General features: G+C 41.8%; 15 protein-coding genes. 8 read left to right on the top strand and 7 right to left on the bottom strand.

What is annotated here, in order from left to right; translation table 11 throughout:
• Positions 1 to 2: 2 nt before the first annotated feature.
• Together ACM0OW_RS13470 and ACM0OW_RS13465 are read left to right on the top strand one after the other, a co-directional pair.
• A complete protein-coding gene (locus ACM0OW_RS13470) occupies positions 3 to 890 on the top strand; it encodes an ABC transporter permease (protein WP_414550607.1) in 888 nt (295 codons plus the stop codon).
• A 44-nt stretch (positions 891 to 934) separates the two neighbouring features.
• Positions 935 to 1,294, top strand: a complete 360-nt coding sequence (locus tag ACM0OW_RS13465; RefSeq protein WP_414550606.1) for a hypothetical protein — start codon at positions 935 to 937, stop codon at positions 1,292 to 1,294.
• Between the two features lie 210 nt (positions 1,295 to 1,504).
• Here the strand turns inward: ACM0OW_RS13465 and ACM0OW_RS13460 are convergent, their stop codons facing one another.
• The 4 genes from ACM0OW_RS13460 to ACM0OW_RS13445 all read right to left on the bottom strand — a co-directional run bounded on the left by ACM0OW_RS13460 (position 1,505) and on the right by ACM0OW_RS13445 (position 4,099).
• Complete coding sequence (locus tag ACM0OW_RS13460; protein ID WP_414550605.1) at positions 1,505 to 2,821, bottom strand: DEAD/DEAH box helicase; 1,317 nt, start codon at positions 2,819 to 2,821, stop codon at positions 1,505 to 1,507.
• Between the two features lie 217 nt (positions 2,822 to 3,038).
• Positions 3,039 to 3,227: a 30S ribosomal protein S21 gene (rpsU, locus tag ACM0OW_RS13455; protein WP_323214676.1), complete on the bottom strand. Its 189-nt coding sequence runs from the start codon at positions 3,225 to 3,227 to the stop codon at positions 3,039 to 3,041.
• 128 nt (positions 3,228 to 3,355) lie between these two features.
• Positions 3,356 to 3,664 carry an RNA recognition motif domain-containing protein gene (locus tag ACM0OW_RS13450; protein WP_414550604.1) on the bottom strand — a complete coding sequence of 103 codons (309 nt, stop codon included), beginning with the start codon at positions 3,662 to 3,664 and terminating at the stop codon, positions 3,356 to 3,358.
• Between the two features lie 297 nt (positions 3,665 to 3,961).
• A complete protein-coding gene (locus tag ACM0OW_RS13445) occupies positions 3,962 to 4,099 on the bottom strand; it encodes a hypothetical protein (protein ID WP_414550603.1) in 138 nt (45 codons plus the stop codon).
• A 461-nt stretch (positions 4,100 to 4,560) separates the two neighbouring features.
• Here ACM0OW_RS13445 and ACM0OW_RS13440 point away from each other — a divergent pair, with 461 nt between their 5' ends.
• The 3 genes from ACM0OW_RS13440 to ACM0OW_RS13430 all read left to right on the top strand — a co-directional run bounded on the left by ACM0OW_RS13440 (position 4,561) and on the right by ACM0OW_RS13430 (position 8,861).
• Positions 4,561 to 4,794, top strand: coding sequence for a Nif11-like leader peptide family natural product precursor (locus tag ACM0OW_RS13440; protein WP_414550602.1), 234 nt, complete (start codon positions 4,561 to 4,563; stop codon positions 4,792 to 4,794).
• 404 nt (positions 4,795 to 5,198) lie between these two features.
• Positions 5,199 to 5,639, top strand: a complete 441-nt coding sequence (locus ACM0OW_RS13435) for a hypothetical protein (protein ID WP_414550601.1) — start codon at positions 5,199 to 5,201, stop codon at positions 5,637 to 5,639.
• Positions 5,640 to 5,696: 57 nt separating this feature from the next.
• Positions 5,697 to 8,861: a HEAT repeat domain-containing protein gene (locus ACM0OW_RS13430; protein WP_414550657.1), complete on the top strand. Its 3,165-nt coding sequence runs from the start codon at positions 5,697 to 5,699 to the stop codon at positions 8,859 to 8,861.
• A 42-nt stretch (positions 8,862 to 8,903) separates the two neighbouring features.
• Here ACM0OW_RS13430 and ACM0OW_RS13425 read toward each other — a convergent pair whose 3' ends face one another.
• Both ACM0OW_RS13425 and ACM0OW_RS13420 read right to left on the bottom strand, forming a co-directional pair.
• A complete protein-coding gene (locus ACM0OW_RS13425; RefSeq protein ID WP_414550600.1) occupies positions 8,904 to 9,413 on the bottom strand; it encodes a DUF29 family protein in 510 nt (169 codons plus the stop codon).
• An 83-nt stretch (positions 9,414 to 9,496) separates the two neighbouring features.
• On the bottom strand, positions 9,497 to 10,129 hold the full coding sequence (locus tag ACM0OW_RS13420; RefSeq protein ID WP_414550656.1) for a Uma2 family endonuclease: 633 nt from the start codon (positions 10,127 to 10,129) through the stop codon (positions 9,497 to 9,499).
• Between the two features lie 175 nt (positions 10,130 to 10,304).
• On the opposite strand from ACM0OW_RS13420, the gene recQ reads away from it, so the two are divergent.
• The gene (gene recQ, locus ACM0OW_RS13415; protein ID WP_414550599.1) at positions 10,305 to 12,470 is read left to right on the top strand and encodes a DNA helicase RecQ; all 2,166 of its coding nucleotides are present in this window, start codon (positions 10,305 to 10,307) and stop codon (positions 12,468 to 12,470) included.
• A gap of 175 nt (positions 12,471 to 12,645) precedes the next feature.
• Here recQ and ACM0OW_RS13410 read toward each other — a convergent pair whose 3' ends face one another.
• Positions 12,646 to 12,819: a hypothetical protein gene (locus ACM0OW_RS13410; RefSeq protein ID WP_414550598.1), complete on the bottom strand. Its 174-nt coding sequence runs from the start codon at positions 12,817 to 12,819 to the stop codon at positions 12,646 to 12,648.
• 938 nt (positions 12,820 to 13,757) lie between these two features.
• Between ACM0OW_RS13410 and ACM0OW_RS13405 the strand changes: the two genes are divergently transcribed.
• Positions 13,758 to 15,734 carry an AMP-dependent synthetase/ligase gene (locus ACM0OW_RS13405; protein WP_414550597.1) on the top strand — a complete coding sequence of 659 codons (1,977 nt, stop codon included), beginning with the start codon at positions 13,758 to 13,760 and terminating at the stop codon, positions 15,732 to 15,734.
• 37 nt (positions 15,735 to 15,771) lie between these two features.
• Positions 15,772 to 16,221 (top strand): YlqD family protein, encoded by a 450-nt coding sequence (locus tag ACM0OW_RS13400; RefSeq protein ID WP_414550596.1) that lies wholly within the window; start codon positions 15,772 to 15,774, stop codon positions 16,219 to 16,221.
• Positions 16,222 to 16,256 lie beyond the last annotated feature (35 nt).

Here is a 16,256-nt window from a genome sequence, read left to right as displayed (position 1 = left end):
TTATGAATGTTAGTCCTAAATCTGAAATGAATTGGCAGCAGATAGCATCGCCACAAGCAGATGTGAATGCCGCCCCTAACTTTTTCGGTGACTTAGTACAAGAGACTTTAGCTTTAACTCGTCGCTTGTTTATTCAATTACAACGCCGTCCCTCAACCTTAGTTGCGGGAATTATTCAGCCTGTAATGTGGTTGGTGCTATTTGGTGCTTTGTTCCAAAATGCCCCCAAAGGTTTGTTTGGAACTACTGGAAACTACGGTCAATTCTTAGCTGCTGGCGTAATTGTTTTTACAGCTTTTGCTGGAGCTTTGAATGCTGGTTTACCCGTAATGTTTGACCGGGAATTCGGCTTTTTAAATCGTTTGCTGGTAGCACCTCTAGCATCGCGGTTTTCCATTGTCTTCGCTTCCGCCATCTTTATTATTAGCCAAAGTTTGTTACAAGCAGCCGTAATTGTGGCAGCAGCAGCCTTTTTAGGTGCAGGGCTACCGGATGCAGCAGGTTTAGGTGCGATCGCCTTAATCGTCTTTTTACTGGCATTGGGTGTAACCGCCATTTCTCTTGGCTTGGCTTTTACCTTACCCGGTCACATCGAATTAATTGCGGTAATTTTTGTAACTAACCTGCCACTACTGTTTGCAAGTACCGCCTTGGCTCCTTTATCTTTCATGCCTCAGTGGTTGCAAATTGTCGCAACACTCAATCCTCTTAGCTTTGCCATTGAACCAATTCGCTATCTTTATCTTCACAGCGATTGGGGACTAGATAGCGTAGTGATGACAGCGCCTTGGGGTAGTGTTACCTTTGGTGGAGCGCTGCTGGTGTTGTTTGGCTTTGCCCTTGTAGCTTTATTGAGCATTCAACCCCGACTGCGGCGGACTCTGGCGTAAGATCACAACTGAATTCGTTACAGCAATTTAAGGGTTAAAACTCTATGAAAAAACCATTTTTATCAGTTACGAAAGTTTCAGTACTAACCTTGGCTGGAATTGGCTTTGCTTCCTTGTTTATGGCTCAACCCAGTGTGGCGCAATTGAACTCAGTGGATCGTGGTACAAACCAGAATAGTGATCCTTTTGCTGGCCCCAACTCAGGTGAGTTTAATATGTTTGATATGATCCATCGGGCAAATATGGGGACTCTCAACTGGAATCCTAATCAGCAAAGAGAGCAACTAGACTCAACCGCAGCAGATTTTAGAGCTAGGCAACAAAAAGCTTTTCAAGAAAAGCAACAGCAACCATCCAATACAGATTCACCATCGAGTTCACGTAAAGAAACTGAATTACGCTAATAAGCAAGTGCTGAATAGAAACCAAGTAGGGGCGGGTTTACAGATATGCTCAATTACTAATAATAATTTTAATAAACCCGCCCCGACATCAAGGCTTTCAGTAATCAAAAACGTCCTAAAGGACTTCCAAATAATAAAATCCCCAATTTGTAGGGTGGGTTAGGACGGTAGTCCGTAACCCACCATTATCCTTCAATTTAAGGTGAGTCCCTAACCTTTTTGATGTTTAGCCCCACGGCGTGATGCGGAGGGACGAGCATCGGACTTTTTGCCCCCCGTAACCGTGCGGGGTGGCGATTTTTTAGCACTAGAGCCAGCCGGACGCTTGCTATCTTGGGATCTGGGCTTGCGTCCATCGGAAACAGATTCGGGCGTGCGGGGAACGTTGCTGCTAGCCCCAGCCACTACTTCAAAAGGCAAGCGCTGTTTAATGAGTTTTTCGATATCTGCTAACAGATTGTATTCATCGGCGGATACCAGCGATATAGCTTCACCTGACGCACCAGCGCGACCAGTGCGACCAATGCGATGAACATAATCTTCTGGAACATTGGGCAGATCGAAATTAACCACATGGGGGAGTTCGCTGATGTCAAGACCTCGTGCAGCAATGTCAGTCGCCACCAATACCTGTAAACTGCCATTTTTGAACTTCGCCAAAGCGTGGGTACGCGCTGACTGGCTCTTATTACCGTGGATAGCCAGTGATTGAATTCGTTCTTCACCCAACTGCTTCACCAGACGGTCTGCACCATGCTTGGTACGAGTGAACACCAGCACTTGATACCAATTATCTTGCCGAATCAGTTGAGCCAGTAAATGGCGTTTTCTATCACGGTCTACTTTGTAGACTTTCTGTGCCACAGTCTCGGCGGTAACGTTGCGGCGTGCTACCTCGATCATCTTCGGGCGATGGAGCAGCCCAGTAGCCAGTGCCTTGATTTTATCGGAGAATGTCGCGAAAAAGAGTAAATTTTGGCGCTGTTTGGGTAGAAGTGAGAGAATTCGACGGATATCACGAATAAAACCCATATCTAACATCCGATCAGCTTCATCCAGCACCAAAATCTCAATATGTGAGAGGTTCAAAGTGCCTTGCTGCACATGGTCTAACAATCGCCCTGGGGTAGAGACCAGTATATCCACGCGCCCCTTCAACATTCGTTTTTGCGGATTAATGCTGACCCCACCAAACATCGCCATCGTGTTCAAGTTCACATACTTGCCGTAATCACGCACACTGGATTCTACCTGTGCGGCTAGTTCACGAGTGGGGGTGAGAATCAGCGCCCGAATTGCTGGATATCCATGAGGAGTGCTTTTAGGGGTGTTATTCGATAATAGATGCAGCAGAGGTAGAGTGAAGCTGGCGGTTTTTCCAGTCCCTGTTTGCGCTCCAGCTAGCAGGTCGCCACCTGACAAGACAGCCGGGATAGCCTGGATTTGGATGGGCGTGGGTTCGGTGTAACCCAGTTCGGTGACAGCACGGATAATTTCATTGGACAAGCCGAGATTGGAAAAAGACATAGAACTCCGAAGATAACATCGGCCTGTCGCCAGTGGCGGCATCAGTCTGAGGCGGACGGAAACAAGTTTGCAAGGTTGGAAGGGCAGTAGTAGCGCCAAGACTGATAGCGAATGCCGCCGTTCTGCATTCTAGCAGAGTTTCAGCTAGGACTTGACAAAAAAAACCCTCATAAAATTTATGAGGGCATTGATCAAGTTCTATTTTATTTGATACTTATCAAGTGCGGAAACGTCTCTTACCCTGCCTGTGCTTGGCAATTTCTTTACGCTTGCGTTTTTCAATAGGCGTTTCAAAATGGCGATGCTTTCTCATATCTGGAAAAATACCAGCCTTGGAAACTTCTCGCTTAAATCGGCGTAGGGCTGACTCAATGTGTTCATTGTCACCCACGATTATTTGGGTCATTATTTCTCCTGCTAATGTAACGTACTTAGTAGCTCATAATGGTATACTGTCCAGTTGACAAAAGTGCAAAAAATACACACTTTTTTTCTTCCCTGAAAATTCGCTTGTAAAATTCCAGGTTTTAAAGCTTAGTAGCGGTTACGAGAACCACCGCCACCACCGTATCCTCCCCTGCCACCAGATGAACCTCTGTCTTCTCTGGGCTTGGCTTTGTTAACTTTGAGGTCACGACCCATCCATTCAGCACCATCAAGAGCTTCAATGGCTGCTGCTTCTTCAGCTTCGGTTCCCATTTCTACAAATCCGAAACCACGTAACTGTCCTGTTTCGCGGTCTGTAGGTAGTTGAACACGTCTGACAGTGCCATATTCTGCAAAAACAGCACTCAAGGTGTCTTGGGTAACTTCATAAGAGAGGTTGCCTACGTAAATTGACATTGATTATCTCCAAAATTATCACTGTGTAGAGATTTAAATTTCGGAGAAAAGTCTGTAAATACCAAAAGGGAAAAACCTGTCAATACTAAAAACAAAGACGCTCACCGAATTAATTCTCTTAGTTTAAGATGACATATCTCGCAACTATTTAACAACTGCAAAAATTAGACTGGTTGAGTGTAATCCTTCAACCCTTCTCTACATCTGCATTTCAGGCTTAACGAAATTCTCCCAGGAATAGGCAGGGTGCAGGGTGCAGAGGAGTTCCAAAGCCCCTCGCTTCCCCTACCTTTTCAGTCATACGGTCAACGCTTGCCCTTGTTCAAGTGCTTCTTGCTCATTGGTTGATTGCTGAAATCTATTCAGCCACTTTTCAGCCTTTGAGTAGTTGTCTTTTTGGACTTGTTTTAGCGATCGCTGTAATGGAAATATCAACCTATCTAAACTTAGTCTAGTATGGTTGCTTATTTTACACCCTATCTAGACAGAGAAAAAGTAATCCCAGGGGTAAAAGCCCTAACCTCGCCAGGTTAACAGCATTGTCTAGCGGCTAAAGGACTTGACGATAGAAGGTTATTTGCCCGATGACGGATTTTAAACTAACCAGGTTTAGGGTAAAAACTCCAAAGAAATGCAATAAATATTAACCTAAATTTTTCTAGCTATTATTAATTTAACTAGTTCGTACCTGAGATGAGTAAGATATAAAAATTAATAAATTTGTGCAGCTTTTTTAAAAATTTTTATTTCTAATGGTACACGACAAATGAATAAAAATAGTGAAATGATTTAAGAACAGAGCAATGTAAATTATGGATGCAGATAAATTTATTGCTACTTTCAATTACATCGGCTCTAATTTTCAATTTGATATTTAAAACAGGAAATAGAATATTATGAGACAGCAAAAAACTGCCCAACTTTTGGAAGCTGTTAAAGAAGACCAAGCATTACAAGCAAGACTCAAAGCCACAGATAATCCAGAAGCCTTCATCGAGATTGCTAGAGAGAGTGGCTATGACTTTACAGTCGAAGAATTGGAACAAGAAATCAGTCAACTATCGGACGAAGATTTGGCAGCTATTGTCAATCCAGGCTGGGGAACTAGAAGACACATTCATCCTCGATAATTGTTGAATGATTCTCCGCACTTTTTGTGTGGAGAATCTGGTAAAGGTAGAGTTATGTTTTCCCTTGCCTGATTCTCTGGTTTAAGGATTAATTAGGTGGATCTTAAGAAGATATTTGCAAAGTATATCTTTTTATGAATATAGGAATACGGTTTAATTTATGAAAAAAAATAAGTATTGTAGTGGCGTGGCCAGCTTAAAATGATGCAAAAATTGTAGGTTGGGTTGACGTAACCAAACCAGGAAGTTTTCAGAAATCCTTTAAATAATTTTATGCTTAATTTTATTCGCTAAAAGGTTAAAATAGCTGAGAATTTGCGTGATATACTGAGTTATATTGAGAGAAATCGGCAAGCTTGTACAAAAACGAGTGATTTCTACATCAACTCATTGGAAGTGAATTTATGGAACCCTTGACGTTGACGACTTTTGCTACTGCGATCGCCACTATACTTTGGACTAAAGCACAAGAGAAAATCGGCGAAAATCTTGGTGATGCTACATGGACGCTAGGCGGCAAGTTAATAAATTTACTCCGCCAGAAGAATAAGTCACCCTTACTCACAAGTGCTGTAGAGGGGAATGAACCGCAGCGTTTAGATTATGGTGAAGCAGTGCTGGAACTTCAAAAAGCAGCAGAACAAGACCCAGAAATTGCTCAAGCTGTTGTGGAAGTAGAAGCAGCAGCAAAAGCAGAACCAAAACTCACTCAAAAAATTCAAGAAATAGAAAATACCCTCAAGTCTCAACAGCCCACCATTCAAAATCTGACGCAGCTAGCAGAAAAAATTGGGGTTGTAAATCAGGGTCAGATAAATAACCAAACTAATAACTTCACGTTTTGACTACAGCCGTCCCCTGGGGAGGATGGGACAAAGTTAACTCCCGATGACTGGCGCGAAATCTGCCGTGAAATACTGGCAGAACGGCGAAAGCTGACTACAAATCCTCTGACATCAATTGAGGGGGTATCCCTGCAAGTTGATGATGTTTACGTCCCACTGGGATTAGTTGAGCGCAAAAAACAATCTAAGCGTCAGGGTGATATTTCTCCAGAACAGGGGTCAGAACTGTACAAGGAGACAGAAATCACCAAAACATTTGAGCATAATGCTTTTCTCGAAGAAGTTCTCAAACAGAAGAATACGCCTAAAAGTCAAGGTAAGCGAATTGCGATTATTGGCGAACCAGGTGCAGGAAAAACAACACTGTTACAGCAAATTGCTGATTGGGTATATCGTGAGATTGACCAGTCGATGGTGATTTGGGTATCTTTAGCAGATTTGCGGGGGAAGAAACTAAAGCCATATTTATTCGAGACTTGGTTAACTCAGGTTGCTGAGAAAACAGGTAAAGCTAAAGCCACCGAACAACTGAAGAATGATTTTGTTGACCAGTTTAATCAAGGTCGGGTGTGGTTACTGCTAGATGGGTTAGATGAAATGTCTGTATCTGTTGGTAATCACCTCACAGAAATTAAACAGCAAATCAGTCATGGAGGTTGTATTTCTCAAGCGCGAATTGTGCTGACTTGTCGGGTGAATGTGTGGGATGGTAACACTAATGTTCTAGATGATTTTGATATCTATCGCACTCTAAATTTTTCTTATCCAGAACAAGTAGAAGCATTCATTTACAAATGGTTCACCCCTATTCCAGAAGCGGGGGTAGAAGCAGAAAAACAGTTATGTCAAGACCTCAAAGAAGCGGGGGCAGAAGCAGGAAAAAAGTTATGTCAAGACCTCAAAGAACCTGGGAAAGAACGAATACAGGATTTAGTGAAAAATCCTCTGCGGCTGACGCTGCTGTGTTTTAACTGGCAATCAGGAGAAAACAAATTACCCGATACCCAAGCAGGAATTTATGAGCAATTTGTTAACAGGTTCTATAAGTGGAAAGATTGGCAAGTAGAGGCATCAGATAAGCAGGAGGAACTCAATGACAAACTGGGAGAATTAGCAAAAAAAGCAATAGATGAAAAATCTACAGTTTTTCGGTTACAACAAGATTTTGTAAGTGAGTATTTAGGAAAAATTGATAATCAAAATTCACTACTCAATTTAGCACTAAAGTTAGGTTGGCTGAACTGTGTAGGGATAGATAGATCCAGCAACCCTGTTTATGCTTTCTTCCATGCTTCGTTTCAAGAATACTTTGCTGCCATAGTAATTGATGACTGGCATTTCTTTCTCAAACACGTTCCTCACAATCCCAGTCAAGGAATTTATCGTATCTTTGAGCCGCAATGGAAGCAAACAATATTACTTTGGCTAGGGCGAGATGAAGAAAAACTTAAACACCAAAAGCAAGAGTTTATCGATGCTTTAGTTAATTTTAAAGATGGATGTCAAAAATGTTATGAATATCGCGCCTATTTTTTAGCCGCCGCAGGAATTGCAGAATTTAGGGATTATTTCAGAGCAGATGAAATAGTAGCGCAAATTGTCAAGTGGATAATTGATAGTCAGCGTTTAATCAAAGAGGAAGCTAGTTCAGCACTGCAACAAACAGACCGCACAAAAGCGATCGCCGCCTTGGAGGAACTGCTGCAATCAACCACTATTGATGAGTACACCCGTTGGCAAGTAGCAGATAGCTTATGGGAAATCGGCACAGGCAATGAAATAGTGGCCGCTTTGGAGGAACTGTTGCAATCTTCAACTGTGGATGAGGATACCCGTAGGCAGGCAGCAATGAGCTTAGAGATAATCGACCCAGGCAATGAAATAGTCATCGCTGCTTTGGAAGAACTGCTGCAATCTTCAACTGTGGATGAGGATACCCGTAGGTATGCAGCAATGAGCTTAGGAAAAATCGGCACAGCCAATGAATTTGCGATCACCGCTTTGGTGCAAATGCTGCAATCTTCAACTGTGGATAAGGTTACCCGTATGCAGGCAGCAAAAAGCTTAGGGAAAATAGACTCAGGCAATGAATTTGCGATCGCCGCTTTGGAGAAACTGCTGCAATCTAAAACTGTGGATTACTTCACCCGTTGGCTGGCAGCAGAAAGCTTAGGGAGAATAGACTCAGGCAATGAATTTGCGAGCGCCTTCTTGGAGGAACTGCTGCAATCTACAACTGTGTCTGACTTTATTCGTAGGCAGGCAGCAGATAGCTTAGGAGAAATCGACCCAGGCAATAAATTTGCGAGCGCCGCGTTGGAGGAACTGCTGCAATCTACAACTGTGTCTGACTTTATTCGTAGGCAGGCAGCAGATAGCTTAGGAGAAATCGGCACAGGTAATAAATTGGCAATCACCGTTTTTGTGGAACTACTGCAATCAACAACTGTGGATGAGGATACCCGTAGGCTTGTAGCAGAAAGCTTAGGGAAAATCGACCCAGGTAATGAATTTGCGATCGCCGCGTTGGAGGAACTGCTGCAATCTACAACTTTGGATGAGGATACTCGTAGGCAGGCAGCAGATAGCTTAGGGAAAATCGACCCAGGCAATGAATTTGCGAGCGCCGCTTTGGAGAAACTGCTACAATCAACAACTGTGGATGAGGATACCCGTAGGCTTGTAGCAAAAAGCTTAGGGAGAATTGACACAGGCAATGAATTTGCGATCGCCGCCTTGGTGGAACTGCTGCAATCTACAACTGTGTCTGACTTTACCCGTATGCGGGTAGCAGATAGCTTAGAAAAAATCGGCACAGACAATGAATTTGCGAGCGCCACTTTGGAGGAACTGCTGCAACCAACAAATGTGTCTGACTTTACCCTTTGGCTGGTAGCAGATAGCTTAGGGAGAATCGACCCAGGCAATAAATTTGCGGTCGCCGCCTTGGTGGAACTGCTGCAATCTACAACTGTGAATGATGTCATCCATACGCGGGCAGCAGAGAGCTTAGGAGAAATTATACAGAATAATCAGGATTGTTTTGAGGTAGTCAAAACTTTAAGTAGTTATTGGAGATTGGATGATGAATTCCACAATTTAGCCTGGAAATGCGCCCAGAATATGACTTACCCCGATTTCTATCAAGCTTGGCATCAGCATAATCTTGCTACTCGTGCGATGCGAAGCTTAAAGAAAATCCTCTTCACAAAAATAATTTAAGTAATTTTGCACTGCGGTAAGTAACGACAGTTTGCCTATTCGTTATTCAAACCAATCTTGACCTCCTGGTAATTCGGCTAAATGATGGTCAATAATATCTGGTAATTCTTTAGGCTGATATTTATAAGTTAAATGCAGAAGCTTATCAGCCAAATTAATTAACATCTCTTGATTCAGTCTTTGTGTAATTTGGCTAGGTTTTAAAGTACCCTGAAATATTTCAGCACTCGCTGGTCTAATTGCCATTGATAATGCTTCTTCTAAATATTCTTGCCATTCATCAACTTTAATATAATAAGATGTTTGATTGCTTTTAATATTTAATTTGGCGATTTGAATTACTGAGTCAGAAATAGATGCAATCCATGAATTAGTTAAACGTTGTTCGATTTGATTTTTAACGAGATGAATACATAATCTGACTAAAAAAGCTTCTATTTTTCGGAGTATTGCCTGTTTACTCATCTCCTCCAAATCATCAATAATTTCCAAGGCATCATCATAACGACCTTCTAAGATACTTTGTCTTAATTCTATTAATTCTTGTGTCATATATTTGGAGAAATGGGGCAAGAAAACAAATAAAAATAGTCATTATTGAGAATAGAAGCAAAAACATCCGGCAATATTAGGATTTACATACCTTGTTCAAATTGGTCAATGGCTTGAATGTCGTCGGAAATCTGGACGCATTTTTCTAATAAAGCAATATTTAATTCTGGTAATAATTCACTGACAGTAATATGTTCATAACCATAAGTAGCTAAAAATAGAGATGGTGTTTCTTCCCGTAAATGGTAAATTTTGAGCCGATTTATTTGCCAAACCCAAATCTCAGCAACTCCCAAACGGTGGTAAATTTCTAACTTTTCAATGCTACCACTGGTGATGATTACCTCTATAGCTAAATCTGGGATATCTTTCTTTTCGCCAATGGCGTAGCATTCATCTGGTTCAACTCCTGCCTGTTTGAATTGTTTTCTAATAGTGGAACTCCCCATTGGGCTGAAGCGAATTCGCCTTGAGTAGAGATAGCGTTCTATTAAAATAGCTAAACGTTTTTTGAGATTTTCATGTCTGATAGACGGTGACACAATTTCTAAAATTCCATCTAAGTAAGTGACACGGTAATGAGAGTTATCTTCTAGTTTGGCTAATAACGCTTCATACTTTTGCCAACTGATACCACTAATGATGAATTTTTCTTCTGGGTCATCACTAGATGCAAGTTCGGAATCGTTTAAAAGTTCCTTCAGGCTGCTGACCATTGTTTTCTGTCTCCTAGTAAGGCTTTGCTGGTTTTCTGCGGTCATGCCTTTTGCTGGTTAGTTTTAATTATAATTTTAATTTCCCGGATGACTGCAACTTCTATTCACCAGGGCTTTTATAATATTGTTATTCTCGTAACGATAGACACAAAACGCCCCTGAAAGATTCATCGCCATGCTTCAGTACCCGGATCTCGAACAAGCGCTAAAATATAACTTTGGTTACGACCAATTCCGCCCCGGACAACGGCAAATTATTGAAGATGCGCTGCAAAATCGGGATTTGCTGGTGGTGATGCCGACTGGTGGGGGGAAATCTCTGTGTTTTCAATTACCAGCTTTGATTAAACCAGGCTTAACGGTAGTGGTTTCACCGTTAATCGCTTTGATGCAAGACCAAGTGGAATCGCTGCGAAATAATAATATTTCGGCGACATTTCTCAATAGCAGTCTGAATCCTCATAAGGTGCGATCGCGTGAAGAAGCCATCCGCAATGGTAAAGTGAGATTACTCTACGTCGCCCCAGAACGGCTGTTAAGTGAAAGATTTCTACCCTTTTTAGATTTAGTACATCACCAAATCGGCATTTCTACCTTCGCCATTGACGAAGCCCATTGTGTATCGGAGTGGGGACACGATTTTCGTCCAGAATACCGCCAGTTGAAATCCCTGCGAAAGCGTTACCCAGATGTTCCCACCATCGCCCTCACCGCTACAGCTACAGATCGCGTCCGTGATGATATTATTCAACAATTAGGGCTAAAGCAACCTAGTATTCACCTTGCCAGCTTTAACCGTCAAAATCTTTATTACGAAGTTCGTCCTAAATCCAAGTCTGCTTACGCCGAAATCTTAGAACTAATTCGGGAAACTGATGGTTCGACAATTATCTATTGTTTAACTCGAAAAAAAGTCGATGAACTCACATTTAAACTGCAAAATGATAAAGTTGTGGCTTTGTCTTATCATGCTGGTTTAAGTGATGAAGAACGTTCAAAAAATCAAACTCGATTTATTCGGGATGATGTCCGGGTGATAGTGGCAACAATTGCCTTTGGAATGGGTATTAATAAGCCAGATGTGCGGTTAGTTGTTCACTTTGATTTACCCCGAAATTTAGAAAGTTATTATCAAGAATCAGGTAGGGCGGGAAGAGATAGCGAACCATCCCGGTGTACGATGTTTTTTAGTTTCAGTGATATTAAAACGATTGAATGGAGTATTAACCAAAAAACTGATCCTCAAGAACAATTAATTGCTAAACAACAGCTACGTCAAGTTATAGATTATGCTGAAGGTACAGATTGTCGGCGGACAATTCAGTTAGGTTATTTTGGGGAAAGGTTTCCGGGTAATTGCGGTAACTGTGATAATTGTCGTTATCCTAAACCTGTACAAGATTGGACAATTGAAGCCATGAAGTTTTTATCTTGTGTGGCGCGTTGTCAGGAAAGGTTTGGAATGCTGCACATTATTGAGGTGTTGCGGGGATCTAAAAGTCAAAAAGTTATCCAGAATAAACACGATAAACTTTCTACCTACGGTATAGGTAAAGATAAAACTTTAGATGAATGGCGAATGTTGGGGCGTTCCCTATTACATCAAGGCTTGTTAGAACAAACCAATGATGGTTACTCGGTTTTAAAACTTAATCCTTTGAGTTGGGAAGTTATGAAGCGACAGCGCACTGTTTCTCTTGCTGTTCCCATAGCCCAAAAATTGAGTTTAGTCGGGGAGAGTGAAAAAGCTATTGAGGCAGAATTATTATTACAGAGATTGCGATCGCTCCGCAAAGAATTGGCTGATGAACAGTCTGTACCGCCCTACGTTGTCTTTCAGGATTCTACCCTGAAGTTAATGGCACAAGCACAACCCCAATCTTTAGCCGACTTTGCCAAACTTTCTGGGGTAGGTAGTCACAAATTAGCTCAGTATGGCAAAAAATTCTTGGCAGAAATCACCGCCTACCGTCAAGAAAGAGGTGAACCAGCCCAAAAAAGTTATTCTCTAGGTTCCATAGCTGAGAATAATTCGCCTAATGATAGTGAATTGGTGACATTGAGGTTGCATCAAGAAGGTTTGAGTATTCCCGAAATTGCCAACAAACGCAGTCTTAGCCCTTCGACAATTCTCAATCACTTGTCAAAGTTAATGGCGAAAAATCAGCCTGTAGATTTAAATCAGTTAGTACCGCTAGAACATCAACAAAAGATTTGGCAAGTTTTAGAAATTCTTGGTGATATTTCCCTAACTCCAGTTAAAGAACAATTGGGTGAAAATTATACTTTTGATGAGATTCGCTTAGTTAGAGAAAAATGGCGCAGAGAAAGCCGTAAGTGATGGCGAAGATTTGACCGCCTCTACTCACAAGAGAATATGAAATTGTTAATGGGCGATGAGCGCTGACAGTAAAGTTTTGTTAAAAATGGGTAAAGTTTTGGATATTTATGCTCATTCTACCAGATAGTGATCTGTTCCTCTACTAAGCGATCGCCGCCCTGGATGAGATGAGTAATTAAGCTGCATCCATAACACCAGGAATTTCGCTGCTAGACTCTGGCGATGGGATTGTAGGCGTTGATGGTGCTGTACTTTCGCCTTTGGTAGTTATTACAGATAACACTTTGGGAAAGGAAATACAGACAACAACATTGAACAGTGTCAGCAATAGACCATCCATGAGATTCATATATTATCCTCTGGTCGTCAAAAATTAGTTTTTACTACTTCTTAGTTTGACGCATAATTGAACGATGATTTATATATATAATTTTATTTATCTTCTAAATTCCATAAGTCAGATAAATATTATTGATTAATTGAATAGTATTAAGGAGTGTAGCATAAACTTAATGCTTTTATTCATCTGGCTTTAGTAATAAAATATTTTTCCCCTCCAGGCTCAGATTCCTACTTTTTTAAGAAGTCGGGGATATTTTGGTTTGTAACTTATTTACTGTCAGTTGACCTATTGCAGGTAAAATATCTGCAAAACCTTGAATGCCCTTAAAAAGCAGCACGACTGTCTAAGTTCTGTGCCGCATAGCTTTTCGATATTTAAGTGCAGGTGTTCTCTAAGAAAATCGGTACGAATTATGCAGAGATTTAGTACCTTAACAGAGTACATTAGTTGGGGGAACACTTGGAACAGAATTGAGGTCTGAACTTACAGAATTGGCTACCTGTCACCACGTAACTGGTACAGTAGGGAAAACTAGTAATTTCTATTCTGGCTTTTAGAGATGTTGAATCCTTTTTCAATGGTTGAGAAATTTGGGATTTACGAGCCAGAATTTTGGAGAGTAATTTGGGCAATGCTAAACAGGCGGCAGCATTGATGAAAGTCAGCAATAAAGCATCCATTAAATTGATAGATAATCACCCCCGTTGACAAATAGGTGGTTTGATGTTTTTTGTCGCCGAGACAACAAAACCAAGTGATTATCAAAATAATCCATTGCTTTTAGCTTATATAACTTAACTTTAACATAAATTTTTATCAATACAACCGTTAAAGTTGTGAAGTATCTTACGCAGTAAGCTATGTAGTTATTGAGCGGAAGTAATATAGCTTAATAGCAGAATCATCTGTAAAAAACCAGTTTATTACATTTATGGAGATGTGGGATGACGAAAATTCAAGCAGCGCCTGCTTATTTATCTACGATTAGCAAGCGAGAAAGCCAAGAATTACAGCGTATGGCTGATTATACCAATGTGGTTTTATTACCAGAAATTTGGCCATTGGCAGCAAAGCAATTTGGTGATATTGTCGCCCTGCACAATCCCAATAGTAACCCAGAAGTAAAAATTACCTATGCCCAGTTGGCAGACTATATTCAACGATTTGCCGCAGGGTTGCAAGCTTCGGGAGTTAAAACAGGCGATCGCATTTCTTTAATAGCCGATAATAGTCCCCGGTGGTTTATTGCCGATCAAGGCATGATGACTGCTGGTGCAGTCAATGCGGTGCGGAGTTCCCAAGCGGAACGGGAAGAACTCCTATTTATTATCGCTAATAGTGGCAGCACAACCCTCGTAGTCCAAGATTTAAACACATTAGACAAACTCGGCGACAGATTGAATGATTTACCCATTCGACTGATCATTTTAATCTCAGACGAAACGCCACCAGCAGAAAGCACCTTTAAGGTGCTGAACTTTTTCCAACTGCTAGAAATCGGTAGCAATCATACGCTGAAGCGGGTTCAGCAACCAGGTGACACCCTAGCCACGCTGATTTATACTTCTGGGACTACAGGCAAACCCAAAGGTGTAATGCTCTCCCATAACAATTTATTACACCAAGTCAAAACCCTGGGTACAGTAGTCCAACCACAGCCAGGAGACATGGTTCTCAGTATCCTGCCCTCTTGGCACAGTTTAGAACGCAGTGGCGAGTATTTCTTACTTTCTCAAGGTTGTACGCAAATTTATACTAACTTGCGTTCTGTCAAACAGGATTTGAAGAAATTTAAACCTCATTACATGATCGCAGTCCCGCGCCTCTGGGAATCAATTCATGAAGGAGTGCTAAAGCAGTTTCGCGAACAACCAGCCAACAAGCAACGCCTGATTAACTTTTTGCTGGGAATGAGTGAAACTTATATCCAAAAACAACGCATTGCCCAAGGATTGAGTTTAAATCATCTTCATTCCTCAAGCTTAGAGAAATTCACTGCGAAAATAGTAGCACTTGCCTTGTCGCCCTTTCATTCGCTGGGAGAACGCTTAGTTTATGCCAAAGTCCGCGAAGCCGTAGGTGGACGCATGAAGCACGTCATTACTGGTGGTGGGGCATTACCGAGACACATAGATAACTTTTTTGAAATTATTGGTGTGGAGATTTTGCAGGGTTACGGCTTAACAGAAACCTCTCCTGTCGCCAACGCCCGTCGTCCTTGGCATAATGTGCGGGGTTCATCCGGACAGCCAATCGCCGGCACAGAAGTAAAAATTGTAGATCCTGAAACCAAAGTGCCTTTACCTATTGGTCAACGAGGTTTGGTGCTATTGAAAGGACCGCAAATTATGCAAGGCTATTATCAAAACCCGGAAGCAACGGCCAAGGTAATTGATGCCGAGGGATGGTTTAATAGCGGCGACTTGGGTTGGGTGACACCAGAAAACGACTTGGTGCTGACTGGTAGGGCAAAAGATACAATTGTCTTGACTAATGGGGAAAATATCGAACCGCAACCAATTGAAGATGCTTCTTTGCGATCGCCCTACGTGGATCAAATTATGCTAGTAGGACAAGATCAGCGCAGCATCGGGGCTTTGATTGTCCCCAACACCGAAGCCTTAGAAAAATGGGCAGCCAGTCAAAATCTACAACTGCCGCTATCAGAAGAAAACTCTTCAGAACTCAGCAAATCTATTGATCTGGAGAGTAAAATGATCCAGGACTTGTTTCGACAAGAATTGAATCGGGAAGTGCAGAACCGTCCTGGTTATCGACCAGATGATCGGATTGGTCCGTTCAGGCTGATTCTCGAACCCTTTTCTCAGGAAAATGGCTTGATGACCCAAACCCTGAAAGTTCGGCGGCACGTAGTCGCGGAACGCTATCGCGATATTATTGACGGAATGTATACCCGATAAACATTCCACCTGCTAACTATAGAGTGAACGTGAATTTATGGATGTCTCCAACCCTAACTTGCTGCTGAAGCGTGTTGTTAATGTCAAGGTCATAGTTACTCCCCTGTGGAAAGAGGAAGTACAACAGCAACTGCAAGCACAAATCAATCAAAGTGATCAGCAACTGCAACAGCTTGATGTCGAAGGACAAAGAGCAATTGCGGCCATTCAAAAGCAGAGTCTACAACCACCAGGCCCTCAAACCCTGCAACAAATTGACGGTATCCAAGGCCAAGTTAATCAAAAGAAAACTGAACTGCTAGAGCAAAAAAATCAATTGTTGCAAAATCTCCAGCAAGTACAGTTTCTGGAGTTGGATCAAGAAGTCAATCAATTTCAAATGGAAGGTTTTTTCCGGGTCGAAAAAGGTGATAACTTGATTAGTAAAATGCAAGTAGAAATCCTGTTGCGCGATGGCGTTGTCGAAGATATTCGCGGCGACATTTAAAAGTTATCAGTTATCAGTTATCAGTTATCAGTTAC

Source organism: Anabaena sp. CCY 0017 (genome assembly GCF_963920885.1).
Taxonomy (GTDB): Bacteria; Cyanobacteriota; Cyanobacteriia; order Cyanobacteriales; family Nostocaceae; genus Nodularia.
Note: the sequence above shows the minus strand (reverse complement) of the source record. Positions and strands in the feature narration are given on the sequence as shown.

Excerpts from the sequence above, each read along its gene's own strand:
- ACM0OW_RS13405 (WP_414550597.1), top strand. The coding sequence starts at position 13,758 with ATGACGAAAATTCAAGCAGCGCCTGCTTATTTATCTACGATTAGCAAG.
- ACM0OW_RS13465 (WP_414550606.1), top strand. The coding sequence starts at position 935 with ATGAAAAAACCATTTTTATCAGTTACGAAAGTTTCAGTACTAACCTTG.
- ACM0OW_RS13440 (WP_414550602.1), top strand. The coding sequence starts at position 4,561 with ATGAGACAGCAAAAAACTGCCCAACTTTTGGAAGCTGTTAAAGAAGAC.
- ACM0OW_RS13460 (WP_414550605.1), bottom strand. The coding sequence starts at position 2,821 with ATGTCTTTTTCCAATCTCGGCTTGTCCAATGAAATTATCCGTGCTGTC.
- recQ (WP_414550599.1), top strand. The coding sequence starts at position 10,305 with ATGCTTCAGTACCCGGATCTCGAACAAGCGCTAAAATATAACTTTGGT.
- ACM0OW_RS13425 (WP_414550600.1), bottom strand. The coding sequence starts at position 9,413 with ATGACACAAGAATTAATAGAATTAAGACAAAGTATCTTAGAAGGTCGT.
- ACM0OW_RS13400 (WP_414550596.1), top strand. The coding sequence starts at position 15,772 with ATGGATGTCTCCAACCCTAACTTGCTGCTGAAGCGTGTTGTTAATGTC.
- ACM0OW_RS13420 (WP_414550656.1), bottom strand. The coding sequence starts at position 10,129 with ATGGTCAGCAGCCTGAAGGAACTTTTAAACGATTCCGAACTTGCATCT.
- rpsU (WP_323214676.1), bottom strand. The coding sequence starts at position 3,227 with ATGACCCAAATAATCGTGGGTGACAATGAACACATTGAGTCAGCCCTA.
- ACM0OW_RS13410 (WP_414550598.1), bottom strand. The coding sequence starts at position 12,819 with ATGAATCTCATGGATGGTCTATTGCTGACACTGTTCAATGTTGTTGTC.
- ACM0OW_RS13435 (WP_414550601.1), top strand. The coding sequence starts at position 5,199 with ATGGAACCCTTGACGTTGACGACTTTTGCTACTGCGATCGCCACTATA.
- ACM0OW_RS13450 (WP_414550604.1), bottom strand. The coding sequence starts at position 3,664 with ATGTCAATTTACGTAGGCAACCTCTCTTATGAAGTTACCCAAGACACC.
- ACM0OW_RS13470 (WP_414550607.1), top strand. The coding sequence starts at position 3 with ATGAATGTTAGTCCTAAATCTGAAATGAATTGGCAGCAGATAGCATCG.